Genomic DNA, 15,296 nt, shown 5'->3' on the forward strand with positions numbered 1-15,296 from the left:
AACGATGTAGTAAGCGGCCAGGCCCAGCGCGAAAACCACTGCAGGCATTGTCATCGTAAGGGTGATGGCCATGCAGCTTCCTCTCGTTGCGGCGATTATCGCGGAAACCGCTTCGTTTTGATGACTTGGCGGCATCGCCCCTTGTTTGCCCAAAGAATGGTAGTCGTCATTGGTTGTGCCAGGCTGGCGAGGCCTCGACGGCCGTTTCGTCCCGTGCTCTCCTGATGGAATGTGCAACCTCTACTCGATCACCAAAGGCCAGGCGGCGATCCGCGAGTTCACCCTCGCGATGCGGGACAGCACGGGTAATCTGCCGTCGCTGCCGGGCGTCTTCCCGGACTATGCCGCGCCAGTGGTTCGCAACGCTGATGACAGCGAGCGCGAACTCGCGATGATGCGGTGGGGCATGCCGTCGCCGAAGTTCGTCCTCAAGGACCGCAGCGTAGACGGCGGCGTGACCAATGTCCGCAATGTGAAGTCGCCGCATTGGCGACGCTGGCTAGGGCCGCCGAACCGGTGTCTTGTGCCCTTCACCAGCTTCTCGGAGTACGAGACGACGGCAGAGGGTAAGAAGGCGCCTGTCTGGTTCGCAGCCGATGAGAGCCGACCGATCATGGCGTTCGCCGGGATCTGGACGAACTGGACCAGTGTGCGGAAGACGAAGGAGGGCGAGGTCAACGCTGACCTCTATGCTTTTCTAACCTGCGAGCCGAACGCTGTGGTTGCGCCGATTCATCCGAAAGCCATGCCAGTCATTCTAACCGAAGCAGAAGAGATGGATGTCTGGATGCGGGCGGACTGGTCAGAGGCCTCAGCGCTGCAGCGGCCGTTGCCCGACGAGTCCCTGCAGATCGTGGCGCGAGGGGAGCGAAAGGATGGTTAGTAAGCGTGCGGGCCACTGAACGGCAGCGGTAGCATCCCCTCCTCGACAAGTAGCTTTTTCCGCACTAGCGCAGCATGTCCGCGATCAGAGACCAAGCGCCAGGCCATAGCGCGAGTGTGACAAGCAGGCCAAACGCTGCCCATAGGCAGGGACCGATCCAACTCATCGTCCCGGTACCTTCGCCTGCACGCGGCCGCTGACGTTCCGGCTGCCACACCGGGCGCACCGGATCGGCGGCCGCCAACGCACGAACACTCTGTCCCGGCCCCAAATCCCAATCATTGTCGCGATCGTGAGATCCAGCGTTCGATGACAATCATCGCAGGCGTATGCGAGGCCCATGCCATTGTCGGCCAGCTTGCCAAGGCTGTCGATGGTATGCGGATCCCCGGACGGCGCGGTCATGACGCACTATACCGCGAACAGGCCGAGCGCAGAACACCACTTGTCCCACGCTTCCTGAGCGACGGCCATGGCACTTTCCCGACTGCCTTCTGTCCCGGCGCTCTTCGATATCCCAAAAGGGTTCACCCCGCGCAGCGCCCACTGCCAGGTCCCATCCTGCCGGGATATGACGGATGCCATAACTCGGCCATTCCGTAGTCCATGCCAGCAGCCCTCTCTGCGGTCCTCCCAAGCCAGCGGAACCGCTCCACTGGCAACCGCGTCACCTACTGTCTGCAAACCTGTTCTCCTCGTTCAATTCAAGCCGGCAAGGCTGTCCTTGATTGCGATCTGACCTGACTCGTGCCGATCCGCTGCATCACATTCCAGCGTTCGCACTCATAGTTTTGTTAGGCAGAAACGAGATCCTGGCTCCGCGGTCGTCCGGTTTTCCACGGAGCACGGGTGCATCCTTTTCGCTCGTCGGCTGTTTGCCGAGCAGAAACGAACAAGGAGAACGCACATGGCGACCCAGCTTTCGATCCTCGAGACCCTCACCGATACCGCCGTCGACAGCGCCCTCGGCTATGAAACCGCCTCCCAGAAGGCTGAGAATGCCGGTTTGAAACAGACACTTCAGGAGCAGGCTGGGAAGCGCCGCGATACCGTTCGGATGCTGAATGCCGAGATCGTGCGATTGGGTGGGGACGCCCGAGACAGCGGCAGCACAATGGGTGCCGCGCATCGTGCCTTCACCAGCTTGGCTGATGCCTTCGAAGACAGCAACGAAGCGGCCGTCGAGCGGGTGGAAGAAGGCGAGGATTACATCGAGAAGAAGTTCCGAGAGGCCTTGGACAACCAAGACCTTACGGCCGAGACGCGCCTTGTGGTTCAGCGCGCGCATGACGAGATCAGCAAAGGCGAACGGATCTCGGATAACTTGAAGAAGCAGTTTGGCTAAGACACCGTAGCAAAACCGGCTCGGCAGTTCTCAACTACTGCCGGGTCGCTCCCAAATTCTGTGTGCCGCGAAGTTTCTGCTCCAGGTGTGTCTAGAGCGCCCGGGTCTGACTAGGTCACCGGCACCACGGATTCCCCTCGTTCGGCCATGACTGCGACAGTCCTTCATCGATCAGCACCCGACCGGCGTCGCGTCCATCGCGCAGGATGACGTTGGCGAGCTCGCGCCCATAGCGCCCACGGCCGCCGGTCCATTCGATCCGATACCCGCTGGCCATCAACTGCCGCAACCGATCCCGCGCCTGCAGCCCGAGCCGCTTCTCGGCCGCGCATTCCGGCTGGCTGATTTCGGGTGTGTCGACGTTAAGGGCTCGCCACTTCACACCGCGCTCCCATCCGGTGTCGCCATCCACGATACATGTCACTTTACGCGCCGCCCGGTCGCCACCAGAGCAAACCGGGATGGTGCCGGCGAGGGCCGGATTGACCATCATCGTGACGGCGAACATCAGTGACACTTGCGACGGCATGGAAATGATATCGGAAATGCGCATTGGTTCAGGATTTCTGTAAGAGCCGGGTTATCATGCGGGTGTAGACGACGATATTGTTCCGGCAACGCTCTGAGGCGAGCACCGCGTTTAAGCCCTCATCAGACAATCCGCTTTCGACGAGTCTGATCTGATCTTCTTCCTCATTGACCAATCGCTTCAATATCTCAATGCGCTTCGTGTTCGTCATGCACGTTCCCTGTTCACTGCATTCCATGCGTAGATGACGTCGGCACAGCCAATAGCCCGCAGTACTGTCTGGCACGAGCCACACTACTCTCACTTTTCAACCACAGCGGGAGTTTGTGGACCCGTATGAAGCCGCACTTCCCTGGTCTTCGACGCTTGGCGCAACAACCCATCGATTCCGTCCTTGGGCTTTCGCTTCGTACAGCGCGCGATCCGCAGCTGAGAATATCTCGCCGAAGTCGAGGCTACCTCCTCGCCGAGACGCAATGCCGATGCTTACCGTGACGCCGAGTACATCGGGATGCAGGTGATAGACACTGGCTTGGACCGCCAGTCGGATTCGTTCGGATATCGCAGTCGCATCTTCCGTGGTCGTGTCAGGTAACAAGACGGCGATTTCCTCGCCCCCGTACCTCGCTGCCAATCCCCCCACGCGAATTCCAGTAGCTACTACTGCAGCCGCCTTTCGAAGAACGCTGTCACCGACGTCGTGCCCCCAGCGATCATTGACCTGCTTGAAGTGGTCAAGATCGATCATGAGCAAAGTGACAGCCCGGTTCGCACTCCTAGCCTCTCTGACCATTGCTGTGCCAGCAGCATCAAACGTGCGGCGATTCGGCAAGCCGGTGAGCGCATCCGTGGCAGCTTCCTTTTCAAGCAGCCGGGTGGCGTGCCGCCGCCGGCCTTCTGCCGAAAGGAAGCTACCGAGTACGACAATACCGATCGAGTTCAGAACACACAGCGGAATTAGCGAGCCAATGAGCCCGGGCACTGGGATGACCACGAGAACGAAAAGTACCGAAAAGCCATGCAGAGAACCGACGGCGGCAAGCGCTACGAGTTGGCGAAGACTGTAGGTTCCTTGGCGCAATGGTACCCAATAGGCAAAAGCGAGACCCACGATTGTCGCGATCGTGATGGTCATGCAGCCAATTGGCGCCCCAACCCCGCCAAGCCACAGACGGTAGGCAATGGCCAAAGCAGCAGCGATCGTAGCGGCTGCCACCCCGCCGAATGGTCCAGCAAGCGTTAGGATAACGCCTCGCGCATCGAGGAGTATGCCTTCCTGCATCACAATTGGATCCGCCATTGTGAAGATGGCGCCGAAGCCGAACGTCAGGCCGACCGCAACTTCGCGGGAAAGAACTGACGACACGGTTCGCGCCATGAAACCAAAGGTGATGGAAACAAGTGCGAGCATGGCGAGGCCATGGATCAGCGTCAGTGGATTTGCGAGCGCCTGCACGTGGCCCCTTCGGGAACAGATCAATCCGGCGAAGCTAATGGCTATTGCTCTAGGTGCGGTAAACTCGTCCGCTCAGAGTTTATTGGCAGACCATAGATCCGCTCCTCAGCGCCGCCCGCCGGCTGTTGCTCTCTGGCGTATTAACGTTCAGTGCCCGCCACTTCACACTAAGCCCCCTTTCGTGTCGCCGTCGACAATGCAGGTCATCTTCCGCGCTGCTCGATCTTCCCCGGAGCAAACCGGGGACGTGCCGGCGAGGGCAGGGTTGGCTTGCAAGGCGAGGGCAACTGCCACGGCTGCAACCCGCGCGCGGTTCAGGTGGTGTGACTCATCCAAGCGGACTGACCCCCGTTCGTAGAATGTCAGCGATACCGGTGGTGCCGACTCCTGTATCGGTAGCCACGATCCCAATGCTCGCGACAGTCTCGCCTCCAATCTCGATGGCGATAGTAGTCGTGGTGCCGATAGCGCGGCCTGTCATCGATCACGAAGACCGGCTCGGCATAGACCGGCTGCTCGTAGATCACCCCTGAGTAGGACTCGCTATAGTAGCCGGTTCCGGCAACGCAGCCGCTGAGCATCAGCGCTCCAAGACCGATGGCTGCGAACTGTATTAAGCGTCCGGTAGCTCTCATTTGCAGCATCCTTAAAAGCTCCGCGCGTGATGCGCTACGAGCTCAGAGGGGTCGTCATGGGACGAAGATGAAGTATGCGCACGCGAAAGCGAATACCGTAGCAGCAGCGTAGGCGCCATAAACGACGAGATCGTGCGACTCGTCTTTCGTATGTTCGCGAAAGTGTCTGTCACGCATTGTGATCGCTCCGTTTGATTGACGTGACCAGCAAGCTCCGAGGGAACGGCGCAATTTCGACAGGCACGGTAAAAGCGAAGGACTTGGTTAGCGAAGCATTTACGCTGCGCGCGGAGGTCCGCCCGCCCGTACGTATGCGATCAAGAGCGCCTGGGCGCCAAAGTCGACATCATGTTTCGCCTCTGCTCGCCCTGCTTGCCTTCCAGACTTCGTAGGCGTCCGGCTCAGCTACAGCATCAGAACGGTGAACGAGAACGATCCGGCCATCCTGCCCGATCTCTGTTCGGTGTATCTCCAGCCCTGCTGCCTGAGCAGCTTTAATGGCGCGAACGACATCCGACTGCTTGAACGGTAGTGGGCCACGGCTCATGGTGGAGATCCTTCGGTTGCGGCTTTCGGAGCAATTCGCCGATGCCCTCAAAACCCCGGCGGCGTAAAGATCAGGGCGACGTCCATTATGATATTCGTCTCACGGATTGGCGCTGGGACTACAGCTTCTCCGTCGCCAGCCGTTTGGGGCGAGAGCCGCCGCGCAAGCCCTACTCTGATATTCGGCAAGTAGAATTATTCGGCGTGCCAATCCGTCCCGAGGGCTTGAAAGCGGAAGCGGCAAAGATCCGCCTTCTGTTCCTCGTAGACCTCAAGGCGATGGAAAAAACCCTTCCGCCGCCGTCGATCGGTGATCTTTACCTAAACGATGGATTGCTAGAGGCGATCGTTGTTATGCCCACGGACGTTCTGCCATCCGTGCTCGCGATGCTGACGGCAGACCAGTTCAAGCGCGTTTCCATCCGGGCCACGGCTTTCAAGGGCTCGGCCGAAATCCAGGAGTTTAAATTCCACCGACACATCGAGGATATTCCCATCGATAAGCTCGATCACTGCTAGTGCAAGGCACTTAGATTCCATATTGTCTGAGACGCATGAAAGTCGTCGACCCTCTCATTGTTCCCCGCGGACTTTCACGCTCCCAGGCAGCCGCCTACGTGGGGATCGGGGCCACTCTGTTCGATCGGCTGGTGGCAACTGGTAAGATGCCCCAGCCGCGGGAAATCGCGGGGCGCCGAGTCTGGGACCGGCAGGAAGTCGACCGGGCATTCGAAGAACTGCCCCATGTCGCCGATGAGGCATCCGCCAGCAATCCGTCGGACGTGCGCTTGGGGGTCGAGACGCCGCCGGCGAAAGGCAGCCGCTCACTCACGGGGCAGGCTGGGGACCATTTGCCGAGCGCTTACAGCCCTGCAACCCTCGCCAAACGCTGGCACTGCTCCGAACGGCACATTCGAAACGTGGTCCGAAAGGGCGATCTCGAAGCATTCTACCTCGGTGGAAAGCTCCTGCGGATAAAGCGAGAGGTCGTCGAAGCGTACGAGGCGCGAGGCGATGGTGCCGTCTTATCGGAGACCGTCCTACCTGAGCGCCAAGACGCTTGCACGCGAACTTGATGTCAGCGAATCTAAAGTCTATGCGCTGGTGCGTAGTGGAATCCTGCCCAAACCGGTCAAACTCTCGCCGGGCTGCGTGCGCTGGTCGTGGGCGAAGGTCCAAGCAGCGTTGTACGCCTTGGAGCATGCGGAGCCAGAGACACCCCACGATCCCTACATGGAGGCCATACGGCGATACGTTCGACAATCCGACAAATCCTGACGCCGCATACCCGAAGGAAGAAATCCAGAGGATACGCGAGCGCGACCGGCCAAAAAAAGCCCCGCCGGAGCGAGGCCTATCGTCAGCTTTCGGGTGAAACGACTGGCGGCGGTTGGCTCAGCGAGGCGGTAAACGACGCTACGGTGAATGTACCGAAAGCAATAGCAAGGGCTAAGCCGAGCACAGTAGCGACCATCGTCCAGAGCGCTGCCGTTGACGGCTTCTTCGCGAGGTCAACCCGGATGTCCGTCAGCACGTCGCCAATGCGGTCGATTTTGCCCTCCATGCGGTCGAGGCGCCCTTCAACGCCTGTCATTCGGGCTTCAAGAGTGGAAATACGCTGTTCGCTCATGGTTTCATTTATGGGGCTTGCCGCGTGGAACGACAAGCTATGTTCCAGGGCGGTTAATTCCTCGTAACGCTGTCGAGCCCGTCGCGCTTCGTCGAGATCAGTCACGGTACTGTTCATTTGCCAATCCACGCCTCAAAGAACCGATCGAAATCCTCTTTGAAAGAATCGCTGCGGGCGTTGTACGCGTGATAGGCCTCGTCCACTTCCGTCACTGTCAGAATTCCAACCGCAGCTTTTCGAAGCAGCAGCAGCGCATTAAGGTGGTTCACCTCATGCTGACGAATGGCGATCATCAGCGCGGCAATCGCACGCGCCATTTCTTGAGTGTTTAGACCTGGTCCCTCAGACATCGGTGATCACCCTCCGCACGCGGCCCGCTTCGCGCGCCTATCCCTTGTCTTCATCCGCTAGCCGCTCTGCCTAGCCAGCTTCAAACTCTCGCGCACGCTCGGCCATCTCCAGCCACCGCTCCCGCGATTCCTCGTGTCGCCGCCGCTGGTTCTCAGTCCCGGCATTCGCAGCTTCGACGCCATCGGCGTCCGCCCTCGCTTGGTAGCGATCGCTGTTCATTGTGAACCCCCTCTGTGGGAGCCCTTGTCGAAGTGCCTGACGGTTCGTTCCATGTCGCATTCCATGTTGCGTGGAGTAGCCGAGCGTACCGGGAAATCCCTGTAATTCAAGGGAACCAGATGCAACACGAACGCGACATGAGAGACGCTGCAGAACCGACTAAGTCTTTGAAATGTTTGGTGAGCGCGCAGGGACTCGAACCCTGGACCTACAGATTAAAAGTCCGTTGCTCTACCAACTGAGCTACGCGCTCCGACCCCCGGGGCGGTGGCGTCCCGGGAGCAGCGCGCGGACCATAGAAAGGCGCCCCCTCACGGTCAACCGTCTTTCTGACCTCTCACTGACGGTTTTGCGATTTGCCGCAGGCGGGCGGGACGCCTAGAAGGCGGCGGCGTTGCCGTCCGCCCGAAGGGACAGGGCGGCGCCACCAAGTTGCAGCCTGCGCGCCGAGCATAAGGGCGCGCTGGCCGTCGTCGCCGAACGTCTCCCGCAATGAAGGCAGGTCCCTTGTTCGCCGAACTCTCCTATCCGACCGCGGTCTTCGCCGGCGCGCTGTCCTTCCTGTCGCCCTGCGTCCTGCCGCTGGTGCCGCCCTATCTGTGCTACATGGCCGGCGTCTCGGCCGACGAGCTGCGGGCCGGCCGGCAGATGGGGACGACCAGCTACGGCCGGCTGATCGCGACCTCGGTGACCTTCGTCCTCGGCTTCTCGACCGTCTTCATCATGCTCGGGGCCGGCGCCAGCACGATCGGCCAGCTGCTGCGGCAGAACCTCGACTGGCTCGGCATGGTCGCCGGCGTGGCGATCATCGTCATGGGCCTGAACTTCCTCGGTGTCTTCCGCCTGTCTTTCCTGTCGCGCGAGGCGCGGATCAGCGCGCCCGACAAGCCGCGCAGCATTCTCGGCGCCTATCTGATGGGCCTCGCCTTCGCCTTCGGCTGGACGCCCTGCATCGGTCCGGTGCTCGGCGCGATTCTCGGACTGGCGGGCGCGAAGAACACGGTGGGAGAGGGCGCCCTGATGCTGGGCTTCTATTCGGCCGGCCTCGGCATCCCGTTCATCCTGGCCGCAGCCTTTTCCGGCGCCTTCTTCCGCTGGATGCACGGGTTTCGGGCGCATCTGGCGACCGTGGAAAAGGCGATGGGCGGCCTGCTCGTGGTCACCGGCCTCCTGTTCCTGACCGGCGGCATGCAGACCATGTCGTTCTGGCTGCTGGAAACCTTCCCGGCGCTGCAGACCATCGGCTAGCGGCTTAGTGCTCGACCGCCACCGCTGCGTCGCGATGCGTCGCCGGTGGGTATCCTCGTCCCGCGCTTTACCTTGCCGCAACGTTCCCCCTGAACGCGCGCCGGTCCCCGTGCTAAGGCGTGCTGCGAGATTCACGCGAAGAACGCGAGTGCAAGATGGCGAGACGCTGCCTGTCGATCATTCTGGCCGCCGGTGAAGGCACGCGGATGCGGTCGTCGAAATCCAAGGTCCTGCACAAGGTGGCGGGCCTGGAGATGATCCGCCACGTGGTGCGCGCCGCCCGCGCGGCCGGTTCCGACGATGTCGCGCTGGTCGTCGGGCGGGACGGGACGAGCGTCGCCGATGCGGCGCGCCGCGAGATCGCCAGCGTCGCCGCCCATGAGCAGACCGAGCGCCTGGGCACCGGCCATGCCGTTTTGGCGGCGCGCGAGGCACTGGAAATGGGTTTCGACGACATCCTCGTTCTCTTCGGCGACACGCCGCTGATCGGCGCCGACACGCTGGCGCGAGCCCGCGCGACGCTGGCCGACGGGGCCGATGTCTGTGTCGTCGGCTTCCGTCCGGCGGACCCGACCGGCTACGGAAGACTGATCGAGGCGGAGGGCGAACTCGTCGCCATTCGCGAGGAAAAGGACGCCGATGCCGAGGAGCGTCGGGTCGGCTTCTGCAATGCCGGCGTCATGGCGTTTCGCGGCGACAATGCGCTGGCCATGCTCGACGCGATCGGCAACGCCAATGCCAAGGGCGAATATTACCTGACCGATCTCGTCGCGATCGCCCGCAATGCAGGGCGCCGTGTCCGCGCCATCGAGGCCGACGCCAACGAGGTGCTCGGCGTCAACACCCGCGAGGAGCTGGCGCAGGTCGAAGCCCTGTGGCAGGGCGCACGGCGGCGACAGGTGCTGCTCTCCGGCGTCACCCTTCAGGATCCGGCAAGCGTCTTCTTCAGCCACGACACGGAGCTGGAACCCGACGTCTTCGTCGAGCCGCAGGTGGTCTTCGGTCCGGGCGTCCGGGTCGAGGCCGGCGCGACCATCCACGCCTTCAGCCATCTGGAAGGGTGTCATGTCGGCCCCGATGCCTCGGTCGGCCCCTTCGCCCGCCTGCGGCCGGGGGCGGATCTGGCGCAGGACGCCAAGGTCGGCAATTTCTGCGAGGTCAAGAACGCCGAGATCGGCGTGGGCGCGAAGGTCAACCACCTCAGCTATATCGGCGACACCAGCGTCGGCGCGGCGGCCAATATCGGGGCCGGTACCATCACCTGCAATTACGACGGCGCGCTGAAGCACCGGACCGAGATCGGCGCCGGCTCCTTCATCGGGTCGAACTCGGCGCTGGTCGCACCGGTTCGCATCGGCGAGGGTGCCTATGTGGGCACCGGCAGCGTTGTCACCGACGACGTGCCGGACGGTGCCCTGGCCATCGCCCGCGAACGCCAGGTGACCAAGCCCGGCCGCGGCCGCGAGATCGCCGAGCGCAACCGGGCAGCCAAGGCGGCAAAGGCCGCCGGCAAGGCCTGACCGCTTCGTAATCTCGCGATACCATTCGTGAAACACCGCAGCGCCGCATTTCGTCTAGGTTGCGCTGCGTAGCCCGCCCTCCGGGCTCCCATTTCCACCGCCTCATCCAGCCAATCCGGGAACCAGTCCATGTGCGGAATCATCGGCATCATCAGCCGCGAACAGGTGGCGGACCGTCTCGTCGACGCGCTGAAGCGGCTCGAATATCGCGGCTATGATTCCGCCGGCGTCGCCACGCTGGAAGACGGGGCGCTGACGCGCCTGCGCGCCGAGGGCAAGCTGGTCAACCTCGCCGCACGGCTCGCCGACCATCCGCTGAAGGGCACGATCGGCATCGGCCACACCCGCTGGGCGACCCATGGCGCAGCGACAGAGGCCAATGCCCACCCGCATGCAACGCCGCGGCTGGCGATCGTCCACAACGGCATCATCGAGAACTACCGCGAGTTGCGCACCGAGCTGGAAGCCGAGGGCATCGTCTTCGAAAGCCAGACCGACACCGAGACGGTCGCCCATCTGGTGACGCGCGAGCTGGAGCGCGGCCAGTCGCCCAAGGACGCCGTCCACACAGTGTTGCGGCGTCTTGAAGGCGCCTTCTCGCTGGGCTTCCTGTTCAACGGCAACGAGGACCTTCTGATCTGCGCCCGGCGCGGCAGCCCGCTGGCGATCGGCGAAGGCAAGGGCGAGATGTATCTCGGCTCCGACGCCATCGCCCTGTCGCCCTTCACCGACGACATTCGCTATCTGGAAGAGGGCGACTTCGCCGTCCTCACCCATGACAGCGTCTCGATCTTCGACGAGGACGGGCGCCCGGTGACGCGGCCGATCCGCAAGTCGGTCGGCAAGGCCTTCTATGTCGACAAGGGCAACCACCGGCATTTCATGCAGAAGGAGATCTACGAGCAGCCGGAGGTACTGTCGCACACGCTCGGTGCCTTCGTGGACATGTCGAGCGGACGCGCGCGGATCCCCGACGGCCAGGATCTCGACTTCTCGAAGATCCGCCGCATCGCGCTGTCGGCCTGCGGCACGGGATTCTACGCGGCGCTCGTCGGGCGCTATTATTTCGAGCGCTTTGCCGGCATTCCCTGCGACCTCGATGTGGCGTCCGAGTTCCGCTACCGGGAAAGCCCGCTGGGCGACGTCGACCTGGCCCTGTTCGTCTCCCAGTCCGGCGAGACGGCGGACACGCTGGCCTCGCTGCGCTACGCCAAGTCCCAGGGGCTGAAGACCGCGGCGATCGTCAATGTCCAGGAATCGACCATCGCGCGGGAATCGGACTTCGTGCTGCCGACGCTGGCCGGGCCGGAGATCGGCGTGGCTTCGACCAAAGCCTTCACATGCCAGCTTATGGCACTGGCCGCGCTCGCAATTCGTGCCGGCGTTGATCGCGGCGTGATCACCCCCGAGCGCGAGCTGGAGCTGACCCGCACGCTGACCGAGGCGCCGCGGCTCGCCAACGAGGCGATCCGCCTGGAGGAGACGATCGAGCGACTGGCGCGGGACATGGCGACCAAGTCGCATGCGCTGTTCCTCGGCCGCGGCTTCTCCTATCCGCTCGCGCTGGAAGGCGCGTTGAAGCTCAAGGAAATCAGTTACATCCACGCGGAAGGTTATGCAGCAGGCGAACTGAAACACGGGCCGATCGCGCTGATCGACGAGACCATGCCGGTCGTCGTCGTGGCGCCGCACGACCGCAGCTTCGAGAAGACCATCTCCAACGTGCAGGAAGTGGCGGCCCGCGGCGGCGAGATCATCCTGATCACCGATGCCTCGGGCGCCGCGAGCGGCGCGGTGGAGGGGGCGCAGATGATCGTCCTGCCGGACATGCCGGAGATCCTGACGCCGATCGTCTACGCCATCCCGCTGCAGCTGCTCGCCTATCACACGGCGATCCAGATGGGCACGGATGTCGACCAGCCGCGCAACCTGGCGAAGTCGGTCACCGTGGAGTGACGGGCCGGCACTCTTCGCACCTGCGAAAAGAGTTGCCTTGCATTCGCCATGGGGGCAAGTGAGTCTCGATTGAGCGAGGCGCACGCCTATGATGGTGCGCCGCAGCGGCGCTGGAGCAGACAACGGCCATGACGCGGCTTCGAACCTATTTCCTGACCGGCTTCATCGTCTGCGCGCCGCTTGCGATCACCGCCTGGATCACCTGGTCCTTCATGGGCTGGGTCGATGGCTGGGTGAAGCCCTACATCCCGACGCAATACACGCCGGACGCCTATCTACCCTTCGCCATCCCCGGCTTTGGGCTTCTGGTGGCGCTGTTCCTGATCACCGCGATCGGCTTTCTGACCGCCAACATCATCGGCCGGACCCTGGTGAACTGGAGCGAGCATTTGCTCGGCCGGATGCCGCTGGTGCGTACGGTCTACACCGCCCTGAAGCAGATCTTCGAGACGGTGCTGGCCGACCGGTCCTCGTCCTTCAAGACCGCCGGGCTGGTCGAATATCCGCGCAAGGGCATGTGGGCGATCGTCTTCGTGGCAACCACGGCCAGCGGCGAGATCAAGACGGTCCTGTCGGACCAGGGCGAGGAAATGCTGGCGATCTTCCTGCCGCCGACGCCCAACCCGACCTCGGGCTTCCTGCTCTACGTGCCCAGGGCCGACGTCCGGATCCTGAACATGAGCATCGAGGCGGCGCTGAAGCTGGTCGTGTCGGCGGGGCTCGTCTCGCCGGAAGAGGGCGGCGCGGTGCGCGGCAAGCCGATGACGGTGGCCGAGGCGTCGCGGCTGGTGCGGGCCGAGCCGGCCCAGGCCGATCGGCAGGCCGAACCGGTCGACTGACGCGCACGCGGATCGCCTCCGGCCTCAGCCCGAGCGCAGCAGCCGGATCGCCTCGTCCTTGCCGAACAGATAGAGCAGCGCCCGCAGCGCCTCGCCGCGCGGCGAGGTCAGCTCCGGGTCGCGGGTGAGGATCATCCGCGCATCGTCGCGGGCGACCTCCATCAGCCGGGCATGGTGTTCCATCGAGGCGATGCGGAAATAGGGCATGCCGGACTGCTGGGTGCCCAGCAGGTCGCCTTCGCCGCGCAGCTTCAGGTCCTCCTCGGCGATGCGGAAGCCGTCCTCGGTCTCGCGCATGACCTTGATCCGGGCGCTGGCGGTCTCGCCGAGCGGGGCCCGGTAGAGAAGCACGCAGGACGAGGCCTTCGATCCGCGCCCGACGCGGCCGCGGAGCTGGTGGAGCTGCGACAGGCCGAAGCGCTCGGCATGCTCGATGACGATGATGGTGGCGTCCGGCACGTCCACCCCGACCTCGATGACCGTGGTGGCGACGACGAGCTGGGTGCGACCGGCCTTGAAGTCGGCCATGGCGGCGTCCTTCTCCTCGCCGCTCATGCGGCCATGGACGAGGCCGATCCGGTCGCCGAAATGCGCCTGCAGCTGGCGGAAGCGCTCCTCCGCCGCCATCAGGTCGCTCTTTTCCGATTCCTCGACCAGCGGACACACCCAGTAGAGCCGTTCGCCGGCATCCATCGCACTGCCGGCCCGGCCGACGATGTCGGAAAGGCGCTCCATCGGCACGGCGACGGTGGTGATCGGCTTGCGCCCCGCCGGCTTGCCGCTCAGCCGCGAGACGTCCATGTCGCCGAAGGCCGCGAGAACCAGGGTGCGCGGGATCGGCGTCGCGGTCATCACCAGGAGGTCGGCGCCGCGTCCCTTGGCAGTAAGGCTGAGGCGCTGGTGGACGCCGAAGCGGTGCTGCTCGTCGACGACCACGAGGCCGAGATCGGCATAGTCGACGCCTTCCTGGAAGAGCGCGTGGGTGCCGACGACGATTTGCACCTCGCCGGCGGCGATGGCCGCCAGCTTGGCGGCACGGGCGCGACCGGTGTCGCGGCCGGTCAGGAGCACGATCGACAGGCCGGCCGCCTCGCAGAGCTTCGACAGGCCATCGTGATGCTGGCGGGCGAGGATCTCGGTTGGGGCGAGCAGGGCCGACTGGGCGCCGGCTTCGGCCGCCGCGGCCATCGCCATCAGCGCGACGACGGTCTTGCCGGAACCGACATCGCCCTGCAGCAGCCGCAGCATGCGGTCCGGCGCGGCCATGTCGGTGTGGATCTCGGCGATGGCCGCTTCCTGCCCCTCGGTGAGCGTGAAGGGCAGGGCCGCGCGCAGGGGACCGGCCACTCGCCCCGTCCCGACGAGCGGCCGTCCGCGGGCCTTCTTCATGCGCTGGCGCGACAAGGCGAGGGCAAGCTGGCTGGCGAGATATTCGTCATAGGCAAGGCGCGCCCAGGCCGGTCCCGCCTGGGCGATGTCGGTCTCGTCCTCCGGATCGTGCAGGCGCCGGAGCGCGCTGCCGATGTCCGGATAGGCCTCGCGGGCGACGACCGCCGGGTCGATCCATTCGTCGAGCGCCGGCAGCCGGTCCAGCGTCTGGGCGATCGCCTTGCGCAAAAGCTTGGGCGAGAGGCCGGCGGTCATCGGATAGACCGGCTCGACCAGCGACAGGGTCTCGGCTTCCTCGAGGCTGGCGACGAAATCGGGGTGGACCATGGACGGGCGGCCGTTGAACCACTCGACCCGGCCGGAGACGATCATCGTCTCGCCGACCGGCAGCAGCTTTTCCAGCCACGCCGACTGGCCGCGGAAATAGGTGAGGGCGATCTCGCCGGTCTCGTCCTGGGCGAAGACGCGGTAGGGCACCGATTTCTGCCCGCGGCCCGGTGCCTGGTGGCGGTCGATCCGGACCGTCAGGGTGACGATGCCGCCCTCGGGGGCGGTGGCGATCTCGGCGCGCTTGCGCCGGTCGATCAGCCCGCTCGGCAGATGGAACAGGAGATCGCGCACCCGCACCTCGGCGCCATTGCCGACGAGCAGTGTCTGCAACTGGGCCGCGACTTTCGGTCCCACGCCTTCCAGCGTGGTGACGGCGGCAAACAGCGGATCGAGGATCGAAGGGCGCATCGGGCGGCAGGT

Annotated in this window: 13 protein-coding genes and 1 tRNA gene; 7 read left to right on the top strand and 7 right to left on the bottom strand. The window is 63.8% G+C overall.

Annotation, left to right across the window (positions count from 1 at the left end):
- Nucleotides 1-229 precede the first annotated feature (229 nt).
- Entirely contained in the window at nt 230-883 is a 654-nt protein-coding gene (locus ACEQX1_RS12495) for an SOS response-associated peptidase (protein WP_370193555.1), read from the top strand.
- 907 nt (nt 884-1,790) lie between these two features.
- Nucleotides 1,791-2,228, top strand: a complete 438-nt coding sequence (locus ACEQX1_RS12500) for a PA2169 family four-helix-bundle protein (protein WP_370193556.1) — start codon at nt 1,791-1,793, stop codon at nt 2,226-2,228.
- A gap of 115 nt (nt 2,229-2,343) precedes the next feature.
- Here ACEQX1_RS12500 and ACEQX1_RS12505 read toward each other — a convergent pair whose 3' ends face one another.
- The 3 genes from ACEQX1_RS12505 to ACEQX1_RS12515 form a co-directional block, all read right to left on the bottom strand.
- Nucleotides 2,344-2,781 (bottom strand): thermonuclease family protein, encoded by a 438-nt coding sequence (locus ACEQX1_RS12505; protein WP_370193557.1) that lies wholly within the window; start codon nt 2,779-2,781, stop codon nt 2,344-2,346.
- Nucleotides 2,782-2,785: 4 nt separating this feature from the next.
- Entirely contained in the window at nt 2,786-2,968 is a 183-nt protein-coding gene (locus tag ACEQX1_RS12510; RefSeq protein ID WP_370193558.1) for a hypothetical protein, read from the bottom strand.
- Between the two features lie 96 nt (nt 2,969-3,064).
- Nucleotides 3,065-4,213 (bottom strand): GGDEF domain-containing protein, encoded by a 1,149-nt coding sequence (locus ACEQX1_RS12515; RefSeq protein WP_370193559.1) that lies wholly within the window; start codon nt 4,211-4,213, stop codon nt 3,065-3,067.
- A gap of 1,223 nt (nt 4,214-5,436) precedes the next feature.
- Here ACEQX1_RS12515 and ACEQX1_RS12520 point away from each other — a divergent pair.
- Entirely contained in the window at nt 5,437-5,913 is a 477-nt protein-coding gene (locus ACEQX1_RS12520; RefSeq protein ID WP_370193560.1) for a hypothetical protein, read from the top strand.
- A gap of 841 nt (nt 5,914-6,754) precedes the next feature.
- Here ACEQX1_RS12520 and ACEQX1_RS12525 read toward each other — a convergent pair.
- The 3 genes from ACEQX1_RS12525 to ACEQX1_RS12535 form a co-directional block, all read right to left on the bottom strand.
- Nucleotides 6,755-7,141, bottom strand: coding sequence for a hypothetical protein (locus ACEQX1_RS12525; protein ID WP_370193561.1), 387 nt, complete (start codon nt 7,139-7,141; stop codon nt 6,755-6,757).
- Nucleotides 7,138-7,374 (bottom strand): hypothetical protein, encoded by a 237-nt coding sequence (locus ACEQX1_RS12530; protein ID WP_370193562.1) that lies wholly within the window; start codon nt 7,372-7,374, stop codon nt 7,138-7,140. The genes ACEQX1_RS12525 and ACEQX1_RS12530 overlap by 4 nt, the downstream gene beginning before the upstream one ends.
- A gap of 397 nt (nt 7,375-7,771) precedes the next feature.
- Nucleotides 7,772-7,847, bottom strand: a tRNA-Lys gene (locus ACEQX1_RS12535).
- Nucleotides 7,848-8,086: 239 nt separating this feature from the next.
- Here ACEQX1_RS12535 and ACEQX1_RS12540 point away from each other — a divergent pair.
- The 4 genes from ACEQX1_RS12540 to ACEQX1_RS12555 all read left to right on the top strand — a co-directional run bounded on the left by ACEQX1_RS12540 (nt 8,087) and on the right by ACEQX1_RS12555 (nt 13,157).
- Entirely contained in the window at nt 8,087-8,842 is a 756-nt protein-coding gene (locus ACEQX1_RS12540; protein ID WP_029703131.1) for a cytochrome c biogenesis CcdA family protein, read from the top strand.
- Nucleotides 8,843-8,997: 155 nt separating this feature from the next.
- Nucleotides 8,998-10,362, top strand: a complete 1,365-nt coding sequence (gene glmU, locus ACEQX1_RS12545) for a bifunctional UDP-N-acetylglucosamine diphosphorylase/glucosamine-1-phosphate N-acetyltransferase GlmU (protein WP_370193563.1) — start codon at nt 8,998-9,000, stop codon at nt 10,360-10,362.
- Nucleotides 10,363-10,491: 129 nt separating this feature from the next.
- Nucleotides 10,492-12,318 carry a glutamine--fructose-6-phosphate transaminase (isomerizing) gene (gene glmS, locus ACEQX1_RS12550; RefSeq protein WP_370193564.1) on the top strand — a complete coding sequence of 609 codons (1,827 nt, stop codon included), beginning with the start codon at nt 10,492-10,494 and terminating at the stop codon, nt 12,316-12,318.
- 128 nt (nt 12,319-12,446) lie between these two features.
- Complete coding sequence (locus ACEQX1_RS12555; protein WP_370193565.1) at nt 12,447-13,157, top strand: DUF502 domain-containing protein; 711 nt, start codon at nt 12,447-12,449, stop codon at nt 13,155-13,157.
- A gap of 24 nt (nt 13,158-13,181) precedes the next feature.
- Here the strand turns inward: ACEQX1_RS12555 and recG are convergent, their stop codons facing one another.
- Nucleotides 13,182-15,284: an ATP-dependent DNA helicase RecG gene (recG, locus tag ACEQX1_RS12560; protein ID WP_370196878.1), complete on the bottom strand. Its 2,103-nt coding sequence runs from the start codon at nt 15,282-15,284 to the stop codon at nt 13,182-13,184.
- Between the last annotated feature and the right edge of the window lie 12 nt (nt 15,285-15,296).

This window comes from Aurantimonas sp., from assembly GCF_964217435.1.
Lineage (GTDB): Bacteria > Pseudomonadota > Alphaproteobacteria > Rhizobiales > Rhizobiaceae > Aurantimonas > Aurantimonas coralicida.

Excerpts from the sequence above, each read along its gene's own strand:
- ACEQX1_RS12540 (WP_029703131.1), top strand. The coding sequence starts at position 8,087 with ATGAAGGCAGGTCCCTTGTTCGCCGAACTCTCCTATCCGACCGCGGTC.
- ACEQX1_RS12510 (WP_370193558.1), bottom strand. The coding sequence starts at position 2,968 with ATGACGAACACGAAGCGCATTGAGATATTGAAGCGATTGGTCAATGAG.
- ACEQX1_RS12555 (WP_370193565.1), top strand. The coding sequence starts at position 12,447 with ATGACGCGGCTTCGAACCTATTTCCTGACCGGCTTCATCGTCTGCGCG.
- ACEQX1_RS12505 (WP_370193557.1), bottom strand. The coding sequence starts at position 2,781 with ATGCGCATTTCCGATATCATTTCCATGCCGTCGCAAGTGTCACTGATG.
- ACEQX1_RS12530 (WP_370193562.1), bottom strand. The coding sequence starts at position 7,374 with ATGTCTGAGGGACCAGGTCTAAACACTCAAGAAATGGCGCGTGCGATT.
- ACEQX1_RS12500 (WP_370193556.1), top strand. The coding sequence starts at position 1,791 with ATGGCGACCCAGCTTTCGATCCTCGAGACCCTCACCGATACCGCCGTC.
- ACEQX1_RS12495 (WP_370193555.1), top strand. The coding sequence starts at position 230 with ATGTGCAACCTCTACTCGATCACCAAAGGCCAGGCGGCGATCCGCGAG.
- glmU (WP_370193563.1), top strand. The coding sequence starts at position 8,998 with ATGGCGAGACGCTGCCTGTCGATCATTCTGGCCGCCGGTGAAGGCACG.
- ACEQX1_RS12525 (WP_370193561.1), bottom strand. The coding sequence starts at position 7,141 with ATGAACAGTACCGTGACTGATCTCGACGAAGCGCGACGGGCTCGACAG.
- ACEQX1_RS12520 (WP_370193560.1), top strand. The coding sequence starts at position 5,437 with ATGCCCTCAAAACCCCGGCGGCGTAAAGATCAGGGCGACGTCCATTAT.
- recG (WP_370196878.1), bottom strand. The coding sequence starts at position 15,284 with ATGCGCCCTTCGATCCTCGATCCGCTGTTTGCCGCCGTCACCACGCTG.
- glmS (WP_370193564.1), top strand. The coding sequence starts at position 10,492 with ATGTGCGGAATCATCGGCATCATCAGCCGCGAACAGGTGGCGGACCGT.